The sequence below is a fragment of the Chryseobacterium sp. GW821-FHT04C04 genome (assembly GCF_059420365.1).
The window spans coordinates 380,875-398,528 of the sequence record NZ_JBWKTO010000006.1; the positions used below are offsets into that span (position 1 = coordinate 380,875).

The window sequence follows — 17,654 nt, forward strand, 5'->3', positions numbered from 1 at the left end:
GTTATTTATTTATTTTGAATTAAAGACTAAGGAATGCGATCCCAAAAGACAAAACGGAAATAATAATCCCGGCCATAAAGATTTTATAGGTAATGGATAAAAGCTTGTATTTCCTGTCAAGAACTTTCCCCAGATAGTATAAATCTTTTACCATAGAATCATAGATATAATCTCTGTCTTTGATCAGGTCTTTCATCGCATTATGATAGTCATCAAACAACATCTGCTGAAAGTTCCCGAAGAACAGCAGGTTTACTTTTCTATTCGCAATATCCTGATTGGTAAACGTAGTTTTGGTCACATTCGGTTTGGTAGACAAGATCGCAAATATGATGGTCAGTACGCTTGACAACAGCAATATGAAGCTTGGAAGAATCAAATGTGAATTTTTAGGAGCATCCAGCTTTGGAACCAATACAGAAAGACAGACCGAAATAATAATCGCATTTACTGATAAAAGGATATTGGCTTTACTATCTGCAATATCGCTCAGTCTCGTATGATTGTTAAGGGTTACTCTGAATAAAGTATCTACACTTCTGTCTGATTTTTCTTTTTCCTTTTTTCCTTCTGAAACCTCCTTCTTACTCTCTTTTTTATCTTCTTCTTTTTCCAGCTTCTTTTCGATCTTTTTAATGTTCTTCTTTTTCAGAGGTTCCCAGTTTTCTTTGGCATAATCAGTATAAAAAGTATGCTTATTCTTCAGCATATCCAGATTTCCGGCATTCCATTCTTCATTGGAAAAACATCTTACATTCGTCAATTCCCATTCTTTTCTCAAAGCATCGGAAATATCACTGTAATCATGACCTGCAAAATGACTGAAATCGGCATCTTTTACGATTTTTTCCAACAAATTCTGAGGTTCGTATTGTATTTTCGTAGCCAGAATCAGTTTTTCAACATCTGCAATATAGTTTTCCGGATAATTTTCCTGGTGTAAAAAGGCTTTCATAACCTCTACGCTCCTTTCCTCGTGGTTCATAGCACATTCTATATACCCGGTATCATGAAACCATAATGCGACGAGTACCTTCTCCTGATCCTCTTCAGAGACAGGAGTATTTTTCATGATTTCCTCCGCCTTATTGACTGTATAGGCAGTATGGATAAAATTATGATAAAAATATACTGAAGATAACTTATCTTTGAATAAGATTTCAACATAATTTTTAGCTTTGTGTAGAATGCTCATTCCTGAATTTTTGTTAATGTAAATTTATGAATTTATCCTTTAAAACTCATCTAAAAAATACTTCTATTGTTCTTCGAACAGTAATGTCCGCAGGAGCCCTTTATTCCTGTGCTACCTATAACGTGCAAAAGGGCAAAAACTTATTTGAAGTAAAAGATTCTGAAATAAAATCTGAAAATGATTTTAAAGTTTTTCTGATTGGAGATGCTGGGAATGCAGATGAACCTCAGGCACAAAAAACTCTGAATTTACTAAAAAGTAAACTGGACTCTGCCGACAGCAACTCTATGCTGATCTTTCTGGGAGATAATATCTATCCTAACGGAATGCCCAAAGAAACAGATAAAGAGTATGCTTCAGCTAAAGAAAAACTGGAAAATCAGCTTGCCATCACTAAAAACTTCAAAGGAAAAACATTAGTCATTCCCGGAAATCACGACTGGTACAACGGATTGGAAGGATTGAATACCCAGGAAGGACTGGTAAAAAAATATCTGGATGATAAAAAAGCATTCCTCCCTAAAAACGGATGCCCAATTGACGATATCAACCTATCCAAAGACATCAAACTCATTGCCATTGATTCTGAATGGGTGATTGCCAACTGGGACAATTATCCGGGAATCAATAAAAACTGTAATATTAAAACCCGCGAAGATTTCTTTACCGAGTTTAAAGATCTTATCATTAAAAATCAGGGTAAAAAAATCATTGTAGCTTTACACCACCCTATTATCAGCAGTGGAACGCATGCAGGCTTTAACTCTGCGAAATCTCATCTTTTCCCTTTAAAAAGTAAGATACCTGTTCCTGTCGTTGCAAGTGTCATCAATATACTAAGGAGTTCCTCCGGAGCGAGTCCTGAAGATATTAATAACCAGCATTATGCAGACCTGGCTAACAGACTGAAGAGTATCGTTCAGGATAAAGAAAACATTATTTTCGTTTCCGGACATGATCATAATCTTCAATATCACGAAGACGGAAACTTCAGACAGATCATCAGTGGTGCAGGCTCTAAAACAGATCCTTCTACCATTGTTGAAAAAACTGACTTCTCTTACGGTGGAAGTGGTTTTGCAGTTTTAAATTTCAGAAAAGACGAAAGTACAGATATTGAGTATTTTTCAACAAAAGAGTCACAGCTTAAAAAACTGACTCATATTTCAGTCATTTCCAAACCGGATGCATTTGTCAATAATTTCCCAAATTCTTTTCCGGCAACATTCTCTTCAACCATTTATCCGGTACAGCTTACCGAAAAAAGGAAATTTTACCGCTGGCTTTGGGGAGACCATTACAGAAGGTATTATGGAATTCCGATTGAAGCTCCAACAGCCAACCTTTCAGAGTTGAACGGAGGATATATTCCTTTCAGAGAAGGAGGAGGAAACCAATCCAACAGTTTACGATTAAAATCAGCAGACGGACAGGAGTTTGTGATGCGTGGCGTGAAAAAAAGTGCTATTCGTTTTCTTAATAATATGGCTTTCCAAAAAAGTACATTAGGAGAGGAGCTTGCAGATACTTTCCCTGAAAAATTCCTGCTTGATTTTTATACGACCAACCATCCTTTTACTCCGTTTACCATTGGGAATATGTCAGAAAAACTGAATATTCTGCACAGTAATCCCAAATTGTATTATATCCCAAAACAGCATGCTTTGGGGAGATATAACGAGAACTATGGAGATGAAATGTACATGATTGAAGAGCGTTTTTCTTCTGATCCGAAAACATTGGCCTATCTCGGCAATGCAAAAGATATCGTTTCCACAGATGATGTATTGAAAAACCTCAACAAAAGCAATAAATATTCTGTTGACAGAGAATCTTACATCAGAGCAAGATTATTTGATATGCTTATCGGTGACTGGGACAGACACTCAGATCAGTGGAAATGGGCAGAATATGAAGTGGGCGACAAAGTTGTCTATAAACCTATTCCTAAAGACAGAGATCAGGCCTTCAGTAGATATGATGGGGCTGCATTTAAAGTGATTATGAATGTTCCGGCCATCCGCCATATGAAAACCTTTACAGAAGACATCAGCAGTGTAAAATGGCTGGCTATGGAACCCTATCCAATGGACTTGGTATTCTTAAAAGGGGCTGACCAAGAGGAATGGGAAACGCAGGCAAAATATATTCAGGAGCATCTTACCGATGCGGATATTGATGATGCTTTCCATAACCTTCCGAAAGAAGTACAGGATGATACCATCGCTGAAATCCAGCGAAAACTGAAAATAAGAAAAACAAAACTCCAGAGCTATGCGACTCAGTATTATGATGTATTGCAGAAAAAAGTTCCTCTGGCAGGCACTGTAAATCCTGATAAATTTGTCATCACCAAAAACGGACATTCTGTTCTTGTACAGCAATATAAACTGGGTAAGAATAAGGATAAGAATGAGCTTGTTTTTGAAAAGACCTATCACGATTCAAAAACAAAAGAACTGTGGATCTACGGGCTGGAAGATGATGATATCTATGAAGTAAACGGAACCGGAAGTCCTAAAATGACGATCAGACTGATCGGTGGGTATAATCATGATACCTACAACGTTGCAGATGGAAGAAAAGTGAAGATTTACGATTTTAAATCTCAAAAAAACACTTACAATTCCGGAAACGCTACCAAAAATATTACAGATGATTATGATATCAACAGCTATAATTACAAGCACCCGAAATATAATTCCGTTGCCGGTTATCCCAATTTAGACTACAACCCTGATGATGGTGTCATTGTAGGAGTTTTGGCTAATTATACCGTTAATAATTTTATCCGTGATCCTTTTACTCAAAGACACAGCTTAAAAGCCAATTTTTATACGGCTACAGCAGGATTCAGTCTTACATATAAAGGAGTGTTCAAAAAAGCGATCTCAGGGTGGGATATCAATCTGGATGCATTTTATACAACGCCAAGATTTTCTCAAAACTTCTTTGGGCTTTCCAATGAAAGCGAGTACGACAAAGAAGATACGGAAAGAGAATACAACAGGGCCAGAATTTCTAAGTTCAACTTTGCTCCTTCCATCTCTCAGAAGAGCTGGATGAATCTCAGCCATCAGTTTCAATTGACTTTTGAGGATAATAAAGTACAAAGAAAAGCCGATCGTTTCATCAACCAGTCACCGGACGTAAGACCGGGGGTATTTAACAGCCAGCAGTTTGTAGGAGCCAATTATACTTTTGGCTATAAAAATGCTGATAATGCAGCCTTCCCAACTCTTGGGCTGGAATTCATGGTTAATGCCGACTGGAAAGCGACTCTTTCTGATTTTAATAAAAATTTCGTGACTGTAAAAGGAAAACTTGCTGTTGATCATAGAATAGATAAAAAAGGAAAATTTGTATTTGCAAACTCCAGCAATGTCATGTGGATCAATAATAATAATTTTGAATTTTATCAGGCGGCAACTATTGGTGGCAATAATGGTATGAGGGCTTTCAGAAACGAAAGATTCTCCGGAAGATCATACTTTATTAATAACTCGGAAATTCGCTGGGATTTCGGAAGGGTAAGAAATAATATTGCTCCAGCTAACATGGGAATCCTTATTGGGTATGATGTCGGCCGTGTATGGAATGACGGTGAAAATTCCAGAAAATGGCATCAATCTGCAGGTGCTGGGGTTTGGCTGAGTATCGTAGAAATGGTGTCCGCAAGGCTGAATTACTTCTATGGTTCAGATGGCGGAAGGGTTTCTGCGGGAGTAGGAATGAAGTTTTAAATCCTATCGGGAAAGAAGAAAATAACTCTAATTTTTCCATATCAAAAAAACAATTCAGAAACAACAGTAAATAACTAATAGCCAATATATTAAATTAATAAAAATTGTATATCTAAAAAATTATCAATTTAAATTAAATTTAATAATTCCAATTTTCAGCTCACATTTTTCATCAATAAAACAAATATGGCCTTTAGATAAAGGCCATATTTTCAGCTATATAGTCAAAATATACAGATAGCACAATATGTTTGTTAATTCCCTAAAAAACAGACATTTTAAAAACATTTTATATTTGTCCCCACAAAACAAAAAACCAACAATTGAATGAAAAATAAGCTATTATACATGGTGTTATTAGCCATGTCCATAAGTCTGAATGCACAGATAGGGATAAAAACTGCTACACCACAAAATACTTTACATGTCAACGGTTCCCTCCAAGTAGTAAAAGACCTGAATGTGGGTGGAGATGATAAGACAAGGGGAAATTCAGGAAACAAAGGAGAGTTTTTAATGTCAAATGGAACAGGAAATACTCCGGTTTGGAAAACTATTGAATCTGAAAACTTCTTAAAGGTAGTCTATGTTGGAAATAAAACGGATATCAATCCAACAAGTGGCAGTTACACCGGAACCCACTCTACACCCGTCAATACTCATGAAAGTTACTCACAAACCTATATCTTTAATGTAAGCAATAAGATTGACACTGCTTATTTGACTTATAATTCTACAACAGGTCTTTTCACGGTAGTAAAACCCGGGTTTTATAATATTGTTCCCTATGCGACCTATGACCTTAATTTAAATCCTGCAGGACAGACTGCAGGAACAGCTAATTCTTACATTCAGAAAGTTTCTCCGACCGTCACAACGCTAGCCGGAATCTCTACAGGACATGGAGAACGCACTACGGGATTGAATCATAATCTATCATCCATCAATTTCTTCAGTACAGGGGAGACATTCAGAATACGCTGCCGTTATACCCAGGATTTCCGATTATCCAGCGGTAATATTCACATATCATATCTTACACCGTAATCAACATTTCAATCACTTCAATTACATTCATATATTTAAAAAATCCACAGAGTAAATCTGTGGATTTTCAATTTTATTAAATTTTGTTCTTTAAAAAGAAAAAGTATACACATTTCCTCCTTCATTTTTCCCTTTCTCATCCGCGATCATTAATGTTTTATCATTAAGAAAAACAATGGCTTCCTTCTGAGAATTATGATGTAAAGGAATTTTTTGAATTTTTGCAGTACTGAAATTATCGGCAGTAAATCCGGTAAGAACATGTACATTTTTGTGCGTCAGCAATACAATTTTATCTTTCGTACTATTGATGGTAGCTGATGTAATCGCTGCATCATTATAGCCTCCTTCAAGTTTTAAGGTTCCTATTAGCTTTGCTTCAAAATCTCCTTCTTTATTAGGCACCTGGAATACCAGAAAAGTACCGTCAAAACCTTTGCTTCTGTTTTTGGTGAATAAGTAAAAGTTCCCATTCATTTCTACAAAAGCTTCACAGTCATACAACAGGTTTGATTTTTTCGGCGGAAACTCCGTCTGCCCCTGATAATGGAATTTTGTAGTCTGAACAACTTTTGTGGCCGTTTGTTTACTATCTTTCAAATCTGTTTTTAAAATGGCCAGGTCCTGTCTGTCATTATCATTATTCCCGAAATCTCCAATATAAACATTGCCTTCAGAATCGGATATAATGTCTTCCCAATCTGTATTTTCAGTATTTTCTACCGGTATTTTTGCCAGCATCTCTCCTTTATCGTTCACACCATATATTGCATTTTTATTCCCTCTATCTTCTATCATCCAAATAGTCTTTTTATCTTTTGACAAAGTAATTCCGGAAACTTCCTTCAACTTTTTGGGTAAGGAAAACTGTATTTTTAGTTCGTCCCCATTAGTAGGGGAATTCTGAGCTTTTGGATTGCAGCTCAATAAAAACAAAGCAGGTAGAATAAGCAAGCGTAACATATTTTTTATTTTTTTTAACTGAACATAAGAAGCATTAATTGTTCCAATCAGGAATTACGAAAGTTTTTTTGCCTTTTCCCAAAGGACATCCATTTCTTCCAAAGACATATCTGCAAGCTTTAAATTCTGCTCCTCAGCAAGTCCTTCCATCTTTTGGAATCTTGAAATAAACTTTAGATTGGTTCTCTCCAAAGCAGAATCTGGATTGATTCCTGAAATTCTTGCATAATTGATCAGCGAGAAAAACACATCACCCAATTCCTGTTCTTTTTTAACCAGATCCGTCTCTGCATGAAACTCCTGAATTTCTTCATCTACTTTTTTCCAGGCATCTTCCGCATCGTGAAATTCAAACCCGATACCTTTCACTTTGTCCTGAATTCTGTAGGCTTTTACCAGACTCGGTAAACTTTTTGGAACTCCTCCTAAGATAGATTTATTTCCTTCTTTTAATTTTAATTTCTCCCAGTTCTGTTTCACCTCTTCTTCGTCTTTCACAACAGTATTTCCGTAGATATGAGGATGGCGGAAGATCAGCTTTTCATTAAGAGAATTGATAACATCTGCTATGTCAAAACTTTCTTTTTCTGAACCGATTTTAGCATAAAAAACCAAATGAAGCAGCACATCTCCCAGCTCTTTCTTTATTTCATGTAAATCGTCCTGCAAAATAGCATCTGAAAGTTCATAGGTTTCTTCAAGGGTAAGATGGCGAAGTGACTGAAGCGTCTGTTTCTGGTCCCATGGGCATTTTTCACGCAAATCATCCATGATGTCCAATAATCTGCTAAAGGCTTCTAGTTTCTCTTGTTTCGTATTCATAAGTAATGGGAAATTCAATCTTATACAAATGTAAGGGATATTTTGGGTCTGTGGTAGAGATTGAGAATGAAAGTTGGGAGTTTCGGAGGGTAGGATGCGAGATATGGGTTGCGGGGCTGGTCAGATTCGAGGTGCGATGTTACAGGTTTAATGTTTAAAGATACGGACGAAATTTGAACTTAGTAGAAAATTCCCTAATCCCTAATCCCTAATCCCTAATCCCTAATCCCTAATCCCTGCTACCTAATATCTACTCTCCTGCTACCCAATAGTAAACAAAAAGCCTTGTCCGGAACTTCCAGACAAGGCTTTATATTTTAATTCAAATTGAATGAATTATCCTTGTTTTCTGTGTGTACTTTTAGGAGCTGATTTTGCAGCTGAAGTAGCTTTTACTTTTGGAGCAGCTGGCTTTTCTGCTTTTGGAGCAGCTTTCTTAGCTTCTTTTTCAATGCTTACTTCTTCAGCAGGCTCTCCGTCCAAAGTTTCAGGTTCTGCTTTTACAAAGCTATCAGGAGTGATATATCCAGCTTTATGAAGGATATTGTACCACTGAGCCAGTTTCTTAATATCAGAAGAGTATACTCTTTCTGTATCATAGTTTGGAAGAGATACCAGCATAAAGTCTTTCAACTCTGCATCAGAAGATTTGTGAGAGATCGTTTCCTTATAGTCGTTGTTTTTAGCAATATTTTCAAATACTTCAAACAAAGGAACTTCTTTCTCAAATGTAAACATGGCAATATTGTCCAATAAACTTACCTGGCTTGAGTTTCCAATGCTTACTTTTTTCTTGTTGGTAACATCTTCAATGATGAATCCGTTTCTTAATTGAGAAACTAATTTGAAAAGTCCTGGTTTTCCAGAAATTGAAATTATTTTTTCTAACAGCATAATTTTATTTTTTGTAAATTCTGCAATCAGCACTAGCTTTTTGCTTTTTATTATTTTTTTTAATCCTCGTTTAAATTATTTTGGAAATCTCATTTTGTAACCGATGCTCACTTCACCTTGAGAGATTTTTGTCAGCTTACCTTTTACCAGTTTTTTCTTCAAAGCACTCAGGTGGTCGGTAAACAGAACGCCTTCAATATGGTCATATTCATGTTGAATTACGCGGGCTCTAATATCGGAAAAAGTTTCTGTATGTTTCACAAAATTTTCGTCATAATATTCGATAACGATTGTTCCTTTTCTTTTCACATCTTCTCTCACATCCGGAATAGAAAGACAACCTTCATTGAACTTCCATTCTTCACCTGATTCTTCAAGAATCTGCGCATTGATGAACACTTTTCTGAAGTCTGCCAACTCATCTTTAATATCTTCATAATCCTCATCATCTGCAAGAGGCGTTACATCTATTACAAACAGACGGAGATCCAAACCGATCTGAGGCGCTGCAAGACCTATGCCATTTGCGCTGTACATCGTTTCGAACATGTTATCTATCAATTCTTGTAATTCGGGATAGTCTTTGTCTATATTTTTTCCTACTTTTCTCAAAACAGGATCCCCAAAAGCTCTTATCGGTAAAATCATCTTAATCTTTGTTCTAAAAAATTCTGCAATATGATCGTTGCACTTACTTTATCTATTAATCCCTTTTCCTGCCTCTTTTTTTTGCTTTTTCCACTTTGGGAAATAAAAAATGAAGCCATTTTGGATGTAAATCTTTCATCAAAACGGTGAACCGCAATATCCGAAAATTCTTTTTTAAATTCTTCTATGAATTTTAAAATATCAGTTTCTACTTCTGAAACATTTCCTTTCAAATCTATGGGAAGCCCAACCACTACTTCATCTACCTTATTTTCATTGAAATATTTTTTCAAAAATTCCATTAAAGAACGGTTTTCTACAGTCTCCAGCCCACTGGCTATAATCTGCATATCATCTGTTGCAGCGATGCCACAACGAGCCTTTCCGTAATCTATTGCAAGGATTTGTCCCATAAGACTGCAAATTTAGTAAAATTTACTGATTTTATTCATAACGCAGTTTTTTTATATAAATCATGTTTTATTCCATTATTTTTTTTATAATTTTAATCTTCCAAAAAACAATTATATGAAGAAACTCATCCTCGTAAGACATGCAAAAAGCGACTGGCCGGAGGAAACAGAGGACTTTGACAGACCTTTAGCAGACAAAGGTTTGGAGGATGCTATGCACATGTCCAGATTTCTGAAAAGCAACAGTATTTCCATTGATCATTTTGTGTCCAGCCCCGCGGTACGTGCACTGAATACCTGTAAAATTTTTAATCAAGCCTATCAGTTGAACTGTTCTACTGATGAAAAATTGTATAATCCTTCGGAAAGAAGCTTTGAATCTGTAATTTATGATCTGGATGACAACCTGAATTCGGTTGCTTTCTTCTCCCACAACAATGGAATTTCCAATTTTGCCAATTCCATCTCTGAAGATATTTTCCATTTTCCCACCTGTGGAGTGGCCGGTTTTGAAATAGACTGTGAATCCTGGTCCGAATTTGATGGCGCCAAAAAGAAATTACTGTTCTTTTATGAGCCTGGGAAAATATAACTTTACTTTCTTATTTTTTTATGTCACCATCATTATCCTTCTTTTCTCGTGTCAGAAACAGAAGAAAACTTACTATGAGTCTGTTGCACTGAATGACATAAAGCTTCCTTCTATCAAACCTGGAAGCTGGCGGTACAATCATGATGAACATTTCCAGACGTTTGAAGATTTTCAGAAATTAAAAAAAATAAAATCCGAGCCCGGAAAAAATATCATTTATCTTCAGCCTATCGGAACATTTGACGAAATTCAGAAAAAAGAAATAGCACTCACAAAAGAATATTTAAAAACATATTTTCAGCTGGAAACAAAAATACTTCCTGTTGTATCCAATAGTATTATTCCTGCAACAGTTAAAAGAGTTTCAAAGGAAGGAAATGAACAAATTCTGGCAGGCTATGTACTGGACAGTATTCTGATCAAAAGAAAGCCTAAAGATGCTGTAGTAGTAATGGGAATTACAGAAAAAGATCTTTTCCCAAAACCGGAATGGAACTACGTTTTCGGACTGGCTTCCTATGAGGATGGCGTAGGAGTAACCTCCATATACAGATTTGCTGGCGGTCAATTAACAGATTCTAATTTCAATGAGAGTCTTCTTAGATTAATAAAAATCAGTTCACACGAAATTGGGCATATGTTCGGGATCAGCCATTGCCTCAATGCCAATTGTGTGATGAACGGAACCAATTCATTACCGGAAACGGATTATCACCTTGCAAGAGCTTGCTCATTGTGTCAAAGGAAACTGAATTCAAGCATTTATTATGACAATAAAAAAAGACTTCTTGAACTAAAAAACTTCTTTGAAAAACAACACCTTAATACTGAGCTTACTTTAGTAAATCAGGATCTGAACCTTTTACAGTAAACCATAATTTCTTTTACATACTTCACATTCCCCTCCTCTGGAGGGGTGGCAAAAAATTTATTTTTTGACGGGGTGGTTAAGTTTCGGCTAAAGCCATTATCCCTGTAAACATGAAAAAAACGGGTTAAAGCCCATTCCCATTGAATTCTATCAGTTCTAATTTTTCAATTATTATTAAAATTAGTGGTATCTGTGAATAAATTAGTGGCATTCGTGGTTAACAAACAAAAAAGAACGGACCAAAGCCCGCTCTTTTGAATATTTTTCTACGATTTTATCTTTTATTTTTTCTTCAAATCCAGATCATCAAAATCAAAACTGAAATCTGTCACATCAGAAATCGCTTTCAGCTTTGCAGATTCTGCCTTTCCGTTTTCATCATAACTGAAAATAATGTAGGCATCTGCATCATAGCTTCTGTCATCCCATTTGATAATAAAAGAATTGTTGGAATAGGGAAGCAATTCTCCTTTTAATCTTGGAGAATTTTTACATGAAATTCTATACGTATTTCCCTGTTGTGCAATTTCAACATCGCCAAACCAAACATCATTATATGTTCCTGTAAACTGTTCTGCCTTCGGCTGAAGAGATTTTTCTTTTTTAAATGCTTCAGATTTTGCAAAAGCATCTTTCTTCTGTTTGTCGAATTCAGTCTCCATTTTAGACATTCTGTCACCATATGTTTTCAGCCAGTTTCTGTCTGCTACTCCAAGGTAAGAATCTTTCACGGTATTGGTAATGGTATTGAAAGCCGCTCCGGACTGTTGATTCGTCAATACGACAATTCCCAGTTTCATATCCGGAATTAAAGTAAACTGTGTAACCGTTCCGATCAATCCTCCTGTATGCTGTACCTGCTTGTGCCCTTTAACATCGCTTAGGAACCACCCTAAACCATATCCATAAAAACTTGTATCATATGGATTTTTCGCAGCTACCCTATCTGGAATCTGCAGGCTCCAAAGTTGTTGAACATTCTTATCAGAAACCAATTTTTTGCCATCTTTCGTGGTAAAATTATTTAAAAGACATTCTGCCCAAGTCGTCATATCTTTAATGTTACTTATAATTCCACCTGCAGCATTGGCTGTCTCATTCCAGTCGTGGGGAACAGCAATGGCTTTTCCATCTACAGGAGCATGCGCATCAATTTTATTGGTTGTTGCTTTTGCTCTGTTGTAGCTTCCAAAGCTTGAAGTCATCCCTACGGGTTTCATAATTCTCTGCTCAATAAATTCTGCCCAGCTTAATCCTGAAACTCTGTGAATCACTTCTCCGGCAACAATAAACATAACATTGTTATAATCTAATTTTGTTCTGAACGGGTTTTCCGGTTTTAGATATCGTACATTACGAACAATATCATTAACCGTTAAGTTTCCTCCTTCCGGGAAAAACATAAGATCTCCCTGTCCAAGCCCCAATCCGGCTCTGTGTGTGATAAGATCTTTTATCGTTACATTTTGGGAAACGTACGGATCGTACATTTGAAACTCAGGAATATATTTTGAAACTTTATCATCCCAGTTCAGTTTTCCTTCATCTGCTAAGATTGCTAATGCCGTACATGTAAAACCTTTAGAATTGGAAGCAATGCCCACCAGTGTATTGTCATCCATAGGCTGTTTGGAGGTAAGAGAACGTACTCCAAAGCCTTTAGAATAGATCATTTTACCATCTTTTACAATTCCTACGGACATTCCTGGTACATCAAAGGTTTTCAGGGTATTTTGGATCAGTTCATCCAGCTTTTTTTCTTCAACCTGTGCATTGGCCAATCCTACGGTCAAGAGAAAAATGAAAAAAGAAAGTTTCTGTTTCATTGTTTATTTTAATTTTCTCAAATTTACTAAATATTAAGCGATGCTCATTTTAGCAATGCTAAAACTTTACTTATTTTACCGATAAACCAGTTGTATTCATGAAAAAGCCTATTTGTATCTGTATTTTCTTTCTTTTCGCAGTCAGTGGTATTAAAGCCCAGGACAGAACTTCCAATCCTTTACTTCTACAAACCTGGAATCTCAGTAAAATGGACACTTATATCTATACGTATGAAAAGCAGGATGGCTTTGAAGCAAGAAGAGAAGGAATCAGATTTCAGAAAAATGGGAAAATCACGGGAAATCTGATTAAATCTACATTAAGATACGATACTTTGGAGGAACCTGTTACCAAAAAAAATGAAAAACCAGACCGTTACATCGGGAACTGGAAAAAAGTTTCAGATTCTACTGTGACTTTAGTATTTCCCTCCAATACCAATATGACCGGTACTTTTGTGATTTCAAAGCTTACAGAAAATCAACTGAAATTAAAAAAGGTTTTCAGTGCAGCTATAGAAAAGAAACTGGACTCTATCAGGAAAACAAAAAATATTACTGACTAAGATCCCGACTCAGTTTATGAAAGCTTGTTTATATTTGCAATCTTAAAAAAATAGTAAAAATGGCAGTAAACAGATTATGGGCTTTCTTCTTATTGATGATAAGCTGTAATTTATACTTTTCTCAGGACGTTACCATCAAAGACGATAAAGTTTTACTGGATGGAAAACAGATCCTGAAAGCTGAAAAGATCAATGTAGCCCAATATTCATTTTTCTCCATGAAAGATGACGAGGAAGTTCTTCTTTACCGATATATGGACAATGAAACGCCAAGGTATGTAAGTGATGATTATTTTATTCTGAACTTTCTCACTGAAAAAATAAAAGTAGAATCTACTGATATAGCCAAAATTGCCAATTTTATGAATTCCAAAAAAGGAATGGAAAAACTCATAAAATGGTTATTGAAAGAAAGAGTGATCAATCATGACGGTGAAATTAATCCTGACCGTGTAGCGGTATTCAAAGATAAGTACCACGAAAATATTACTGAAAGAACCCTTAGATAATGACAAAAATCCTTCTCCTTTCCGATTCCCATTCTTATATTGATGACCGGATCTTAGAATATGCTTCTCAGGCTGATGAAGTCTGGCATTGTGGAGATTTCGGAAGTCTAGAGGTGATTGAACAGCTGGAAAAGATAAAACCTCTGAGGGGAGTTTATGGAAATATTGATAACGCTCAAATCCAGGCTGAATTTCCGGAAGTGAATCGTTTCTTTTGTGAAAATCTGGAAGTGTTGATGATTCATATTGGAGGTTATCCCGGAAAATATACTCCACTCACCAAAAAAGAAATAGCCGAGAAAGCTCCGAAATTATTTATTTCAGGGCATTCACACATTTTGAAAGCGATGTATGATCAGAAAAACAGTCTGCTGCACCTTAACCCCGGAGCTTGTGGAAAACAGGGCTGGCATAAGGTAAGAACCATGATGCGCTTTGTGGTGGACGGTGAAGAGATCAAAGATCTTGAAATTATAGAACTCGGACCGAGAGTGTGATAAGTAAGGGGTAAGAGGGTTTGAGAATGAAGGAGTTTGTTTTCAATACATTTTACTTTTTACCTTTGCACAATAATAGATTCAGACAAGTCTTAAAAATTATGAAGATTGGCGATAAGGTTTCGGTGGTAGATGAAAATCTAAGCGGAGTTGTAACTTCCGTGAGGGGAAATATTGTGGTTTTTAAAGACGAATATGGCTTCACCCATCAGTATGCAAAAGAAAAATTAGTTCCAAAAGATGCTGATCTTTATGAAAATATCAGAGTGGTGAAAAAACCTGAGCCCCAAAAAAATATTTCTAAAAAACATCAGAAAAATCATTTGGTTGTAGACCTGCATTTTCATAATTTGGTAAAGAATCCAAATGACTATGACAGCTTTGAAAGATTGTTTATTCAAAAGGAAAAACTGATTGAAGTAATTCAGTTTTGCAGGAAAAATAATCTGAAGAGACTGGAAATTGTTCACGGCATAGGTGATGGGATTTTGCAAAGGATGGTTCACGATGTATTGGAAAGCCAGGTCAATATTGATTTTTATAATAAGGAAATACTTCACCATCAATCGGGTGCGGTAATGGTAGAATTTCACTAAATTTGCAGCAATTGAAATATGAACGTACTTAATTTACTTTTTACCAAAGACGGATTGATCTGCCAGATTGTTAAAAACAAAAACATTCTGGAGGAAAAGTCTTATTTCGTTACTGAAGAGACACCAGCCAATCTTATTGAGCAAAAGCTGGACGAAGTTCTTATTAAGCAGCGCTATGACGAAATCCATATCATTTCGGCATTTAATCATTTTACGTTGATGCCGGAAGGTTTTTCCGAGCATGATGCAGGATTTGATCTGATTGCCTTCAACGCTCCCACAGACAGAGAGAAAGAGGAACTGATGCTTTCTATCAACAAAAAATTCAACATTCAGTTTTATTATACTTTCCCGAAAAACTATTATAAGAAAATAAAAGAATTGGCAATACCTGTCCATTTCAATTTCTCCGGAGAAAAGTTCCTAAGTTCGATCAATAATAAAACCAATAAGGAAATCCACATTAACCTTTATCATAACCAATGTGAGTTTTTTGCCATTGACAATAAAAAGATCATTCTTTATAATAATCTGGATGTAAACTCAGAAGTAGATTTTCTTTACTTCATCATGTTTACATTAAGTAAAATAGGTTTCGGAATCAATGAAACCAGCTTTTATGCTTATGGAGAAACTACGGAAAATGAAACATTTATTTCCGAACTTCAGAAATTTGTTAAGAACCTGAAAATCGTTTTTGACAATATTCCCAACAAGAATTTTATACTTAATTAGGTTGCAGACAGCAGGTAACAATGATTAGAATACAATCACCTGCCACCTATGATCTATTACCTAAAACCTAAACAACAATATGTTCAGAATAATATCAGGAAAATGGAAAGCTAAAAAAATTGCAGCTCCTAAAAACTTTGACGTTAGGCCTACAACTGATTTTGCTAAAGAAGCTTTATTCAGTATCCTGGAAAATAAATATGACATGCAGTCTATTGCTGTCCTTGATCTTTTTGCAGGAATCGGCTCTATTACCTTCGAATTCGGTTCCAGAGGCTGCCAGAGTGTAACTTCCGTGGAAATGAATCCGAAACACACATCTTTCATCAATTCTACCGCTTCTGAGCTTGGTATGTCACTTCAGATCAATGTACAAAGAGATGATGTGTTTGACTGGCTTAAAAAATTCAGAAATAAAAAATCATTTGAGATTGTCTTCTCCGATGCTCCTTTTGAAATGGAAGAGAAAAAGTACTATGAACTGATTTCTCTTGTTTTAAACAATAAATATTTAAAAGAAAACGGAGTTCTTATTGTAGAGCACCAAAGCCGTATGAAACTGGATCATCCCAATTTAGTAGATACCCGAAAATACGGAAACGTGAGTTTCAGTTTTTTTGAACCCAATAAAGAAAATAATCAGGAACTTTAATTCCTGATTATTTTTTTTGAGATAACAGGAGCTTCTATACCCCATTTCGTAATCGCTTCCAAAACAGGAAGTAATGTTTTTCCAAAATCTGTCAATTCATATTCAACAACCAAAGGTGGTTTTTCTGTAAAAACTTTCCTATCTACAATTCCATCTTCTTCCAATTGTTTTAGTTGTAAACTCAATGTTCTTTCCGTAATGGTAGGAATAGACTTTCTTATTTCATTGTATCTTTTTGCACCATCAATTAAGTGGTGTAAGATTACCGCTTTCCACTTACCGCCTATGAACCTCATGGTGACACTGGTACAGCATGGGTAGGATTTATTATCTACTGTATACATTTATACTATCATTTTTTACCGTTATTGCAAAGTTAGTAAACTTAAATTACTTTTGTAACTATAAAAATGATAGTATAAAATTATGAATTTTTTAGACAAAATGAAAAACAGGTATACTGTAAAAAAGTATAACCCACAGGGAAAAGTCAGTGAGGAACAAATTACAGCTTTGAAAGAGATTTTAAACCTTAGTCCTTCATCTATTAACAGCCAGCCATGGAATTTTATTTTTGTGAATGATCCGGAAATGAAGAAGCAATTGGGCGACAAATCTTATTTTAATAAAGAAAAAGTGCTGGACAGCAGTCATGTTATTGTCTTTCAGGTAATCAAAAACATAGAAAACTTTGAAAAGCAAATTGAAGAAAACCTTCCGGAAGGTTCTGTTAATTATTACCGGACTATGGTAAAACCTAAGGGAGAAGATGCTATAAAATCATGGCTTGGACATCAGGTATATTTGTCTTTAGGTGTACTTTTGTCTGCCTGTGCGGCAATGGGAATAGATTCTACTCCAATGGAAGGAATTGAACCTGAAGGATATGATACTGTTCTGAGTAATGAAAAATACGAGACCTTATTTGCCGTAGCTATCGGGGAAAGAGATGAAACAGATGCCAATCAGCCTAAATTTAATCCAAAGAAAAGACTGAATGCTGAAAAAGTAATTGTGGAAGCGTAATTTAAATACAAATTTCACGATCTCTTTCACAAAAAACACGAACGAAATTAAGTATTATT

The 17,654-nt window shown here is 35.7% G+C and carries 19 protein-coding genes; 11 read left to right on the forward strand and 8 right to left on the reverse strand.

Going from position 1 to position 17,654, the window contains the following annotated elements; genetic code table 11:
• Window positions 1-19: 19 nt before the first annotated feature.
• Window positions 20-1,195 (reverse strand): Pycsar system effector family protein, encoded by a 1,176-nt coding sequence (locus AC07UM_RS21345; protein WP_494684541.1) that lies wholly within the window; start codon window positions 1,193-1,195, stop codon window positions 20-22.
• A gap of 26 nt (window positions 1,196-1,221) precedes the next feature.
• Here AC07UM_RS21345 and AC07UM_RS21350 point away from each other — a divergent pair, with 26 nt between their 5' ends.
• Complete coding sequence (locus tag AC07UM_RS21350; RefSeq protein WP_494684542.1) at window positions 1,222-4,938, forward strand: metallophosphoesterase; 3,717 nt, start codon at window positions 1,222-1,224, stop codon at window positions 4,936-4,938.
• 327 nt (window positions 4,939-5,265) lie between these two features.
• Complete coding sequence (locus tag AC07UM_RS21355; protein WP_494684543.1) at window positions 5,266-5,985, forward strand: hypothetical protein; 720 nt, start codon at window positions 5,266-5,268, stop codon at window positions 5,983-5,985.
• 90 nt (window positions 5,986-6,075) lie between these two features.
• Here AC07UM_RS21355 and AC07UM_RS21360 read toward each other — a convergent pair whose 3' ends face one another.
• The 5 genes from AC07UM_RS21360 to ruvX all read right to left on the reverse strand — a co-directional run bounded on the left by AC07UM_RS21360 (window position 6,076) and on the right by ruvX (window position 9,725).
• Entirely contained in the window at window positions 6,076-6,948 is an 873-nt protein-coding gene (locus AC07UM_RS21360; protein WP_494684544.1) for a hypothetical protein, read from the reverse strand.
• 54 nt (window positions 6,949-7,002) lie between these two features.
• Window positions 7,003-7,770, reverse strand: a complete 768-nt coding sequence (gene mazG / locus AC07UM_RS21365; RefSeq protein WP_494684545.1) for a nucleoside triphosphate pyrophosphohydrolase — start codon at window positions 7,768-7,770, stop codon at window positions 7,003-7,005.
• Window positions 7,771-8,106: 336 nt separating this feature from the next.
• On the reverse strand, window positions 8,107-8,664 hold the full coding sequence (locus tag AC07UM_RS21370; RefSeq protein ID WP_494684546.1) for a DUF5606 family protein: 558 nt from the start codon (window positions 8,662-8,664) through the stop codon (window positions 8,107-8,109).
• A 75-nt stretch (window positions 8,665-8,739) separates the two neighbouring features.
• Window positions 8,740-9,312 carry a peptide deformylase gene (gene def, locus AC07UM_RS21375; protein ID WP_494684547.1) on the reverse strand — a complete coding sequence of 191 codons (573 nt, stop codon included), beginning with the start codon at window positions 9,310-9,312 and terminating at the stop codon, window positions 8,740-8,742.
• Window positions 9,309-9,725 carry a Holliday junction resolvase RuvX gene (ruvX, locus tag AC07UM_RS21380; RefSeq protein WP_103234334.1) on the reverse strand — a complete coding sequence of 139 codons (417 nt, stop codon included), beginning with the start codon at window positions 9,723-9,725 and terminating at the stop codon, window positions 9,309-9,311. The genes def and ruvX overlap by 4 nt, the downstream gene beginning before the upstream one ends.
• 115 nt (window positions 9,726-9,840) lie before the next feature.
• Between ruvX and AC07UM_RS21385 the strand changes: the two genes are divergently transcribed.
• Together AC07UM_RS21385 and AC07UM_RS21390 are read left to right on the forward strand one after the other, a co-directional pair.
• The gene (locus tag AC07UM_RS21385; RefSeq protein ID WP_494684548.1) at window positions 9,841-10,317 is read left to right on the forward strand and encodes a SixA phosphatase family protein; all 477 of its coding nucleotides are present in this window, start codon (window positions 9,841-9,843) and stop codon (window positions 10,315-10,317) included.
• Window positions 10,298-11,188, forward strand: coding sequence for an archaemetzincin (locus tag AC07UM_RS21390; protein WP_494684549.1), 891 nt, complete (start codon window positions 10,298-10,300; stop codon window positions 11,186-11,188). The genes AC07UM_RS21385 and AC07UM_RS21390 overlap by 20 nt, the downstream gene beginning before the upstream one ends.
• 281 nt (window positions 11,189-11,469) lie before the next feature.
• Here the strand turns inward: AC07UM_RS21390 and AC07UM_RS21395 are convergent, their stop codons facing one another.
• Window positions 11,470-13,014, reverse strand: a complete 1,545-nt coding sequence (locus AC07UM_RS21395; protein ID WP_494684550.1) for a serine hydrolase — start codon at window positions 13,012-13,014, stop codon at window positions 11,470-11,472.
• A 98-nt stretch (window positions 13,015-13,112) separates the two neighbouring features.
• On the opposite strand from AC07UM_RS21395, the gene AC07UM_RS21400 reads away from it, so the two are divergent.
• From AC07UM_RS21400 to rsmD, 6 genes are all read left to right on the forward strand, one after another.
• On the forward strand, window positions 13,113-13,580 hold the full coding sequence (locus tag AC07UM_RS21400) for a hypothetical protein (RefSeq protein WP_494684551.1): 468 nt from the start codon (window positions 13,113-13,115) through the stop codon (window positions 13,578-13,580).
• A gap of 59 nt (window positions 13,581-13,639) precedes the next feature.
• The gene (locus AC07UM_RS21405) at window positions 13,640-14,089 is read left to right on the forward strand and encodes a hypothetical protein (protein ID WP_494684552.1); all 450 of its coding nucleotides are present in this window, start codon (window positions 13,640-13,642) and stop codon (window positions 14,087-14,089) included.
• Window positions 14,089-14,586 (forward strand): metallophosphoesterase family protein, encoded by a 498-nt coding sequence (locus tag AC07UM_RS21410; protein ID WP_103234329.1) that lies wholly within the window; start codon window positions 14,089-14,091, stop codon window positions 14,584-14,586. Before AC07UM_RS21405 ends, AC07UM_RS21410 begins: the two co-directional genes overlap by 1 nt.
• Window positions 14,587-14,687: 101 nt before the next feature.
• On the forward strand, window positions 14,688-15,182 hold the full coding sequence (locus AC07UM_RS21415; RefSeq protein ID WP_494684553.1) for a DUF8465 domain-containing protein: 495 nt from the start codon (window positions 14,688-14,690) through the stop codon (window positions 15,180-15,182).
• A gap of 18 nt (window positions 15,183-15,200) precedes the next feature.
• Window positions 15,201-15,917, forward strand: coding sequence for a DUF3822 family protein (locus AC07UM_RS21420; RefSeq protein ID WP_124530895.1), 717 nt, complete (start codon window positions 15,201-15,203; stop codon window positions 15,915-15,917).
• A 79-nt stretch (window positions 15,918-15,996) separates the two neighbouring features.
• Window positions 15,997-16,569, forward strand: coding sequence for a 16S rRNA (guanine(966)-N(2))-methyltransferase RsmD (rsmD, locus tag AC07UM_RS21425; protein WP_494684554.1), 573 nt, complete (start codon window positions 15,997-15,999; stop codon window positions 16,567-16,569).
• Here rsmD and AC07UM_RS21430 read toward each other — a convergent pair.
• Window positions 16,566-16,913, reverse strand: coding sequence for a winged helix-turn-helix transcriptional regulator (locus AC07UM_RS21430; protein WP_124530896.1), 348 nt, complete (start codon window positions 16,911-16,913; stop codon window positions 16,566-16,568). The two genes, rsmD and AC07UM_RS21430, sit on opposite strands and share 4 nt — an antisense overlap.
• Before the next feature lie 82 nt (window positions 16,914-16,995).
• Between AC07UM_RS21430 and AC07UM_RS21435 the strand changes: the two genes are divergently transcribed.
• Window positions 16,996-17,595 carry a nitroreductase family protein gene (locus AC07UM_RS21435; protein ID WP_494684555.1) on the forward strand — a complete coding sequence of 200 codons (600 nt, stop codon included), beginning with the start codon at window positions 16,996-16,998 and terminating at the stop codon, window positions 17,593-17,595.
• The last annotated feature ends 59 nt before the right edge of the window (window positions 17,596-17,654 follow it).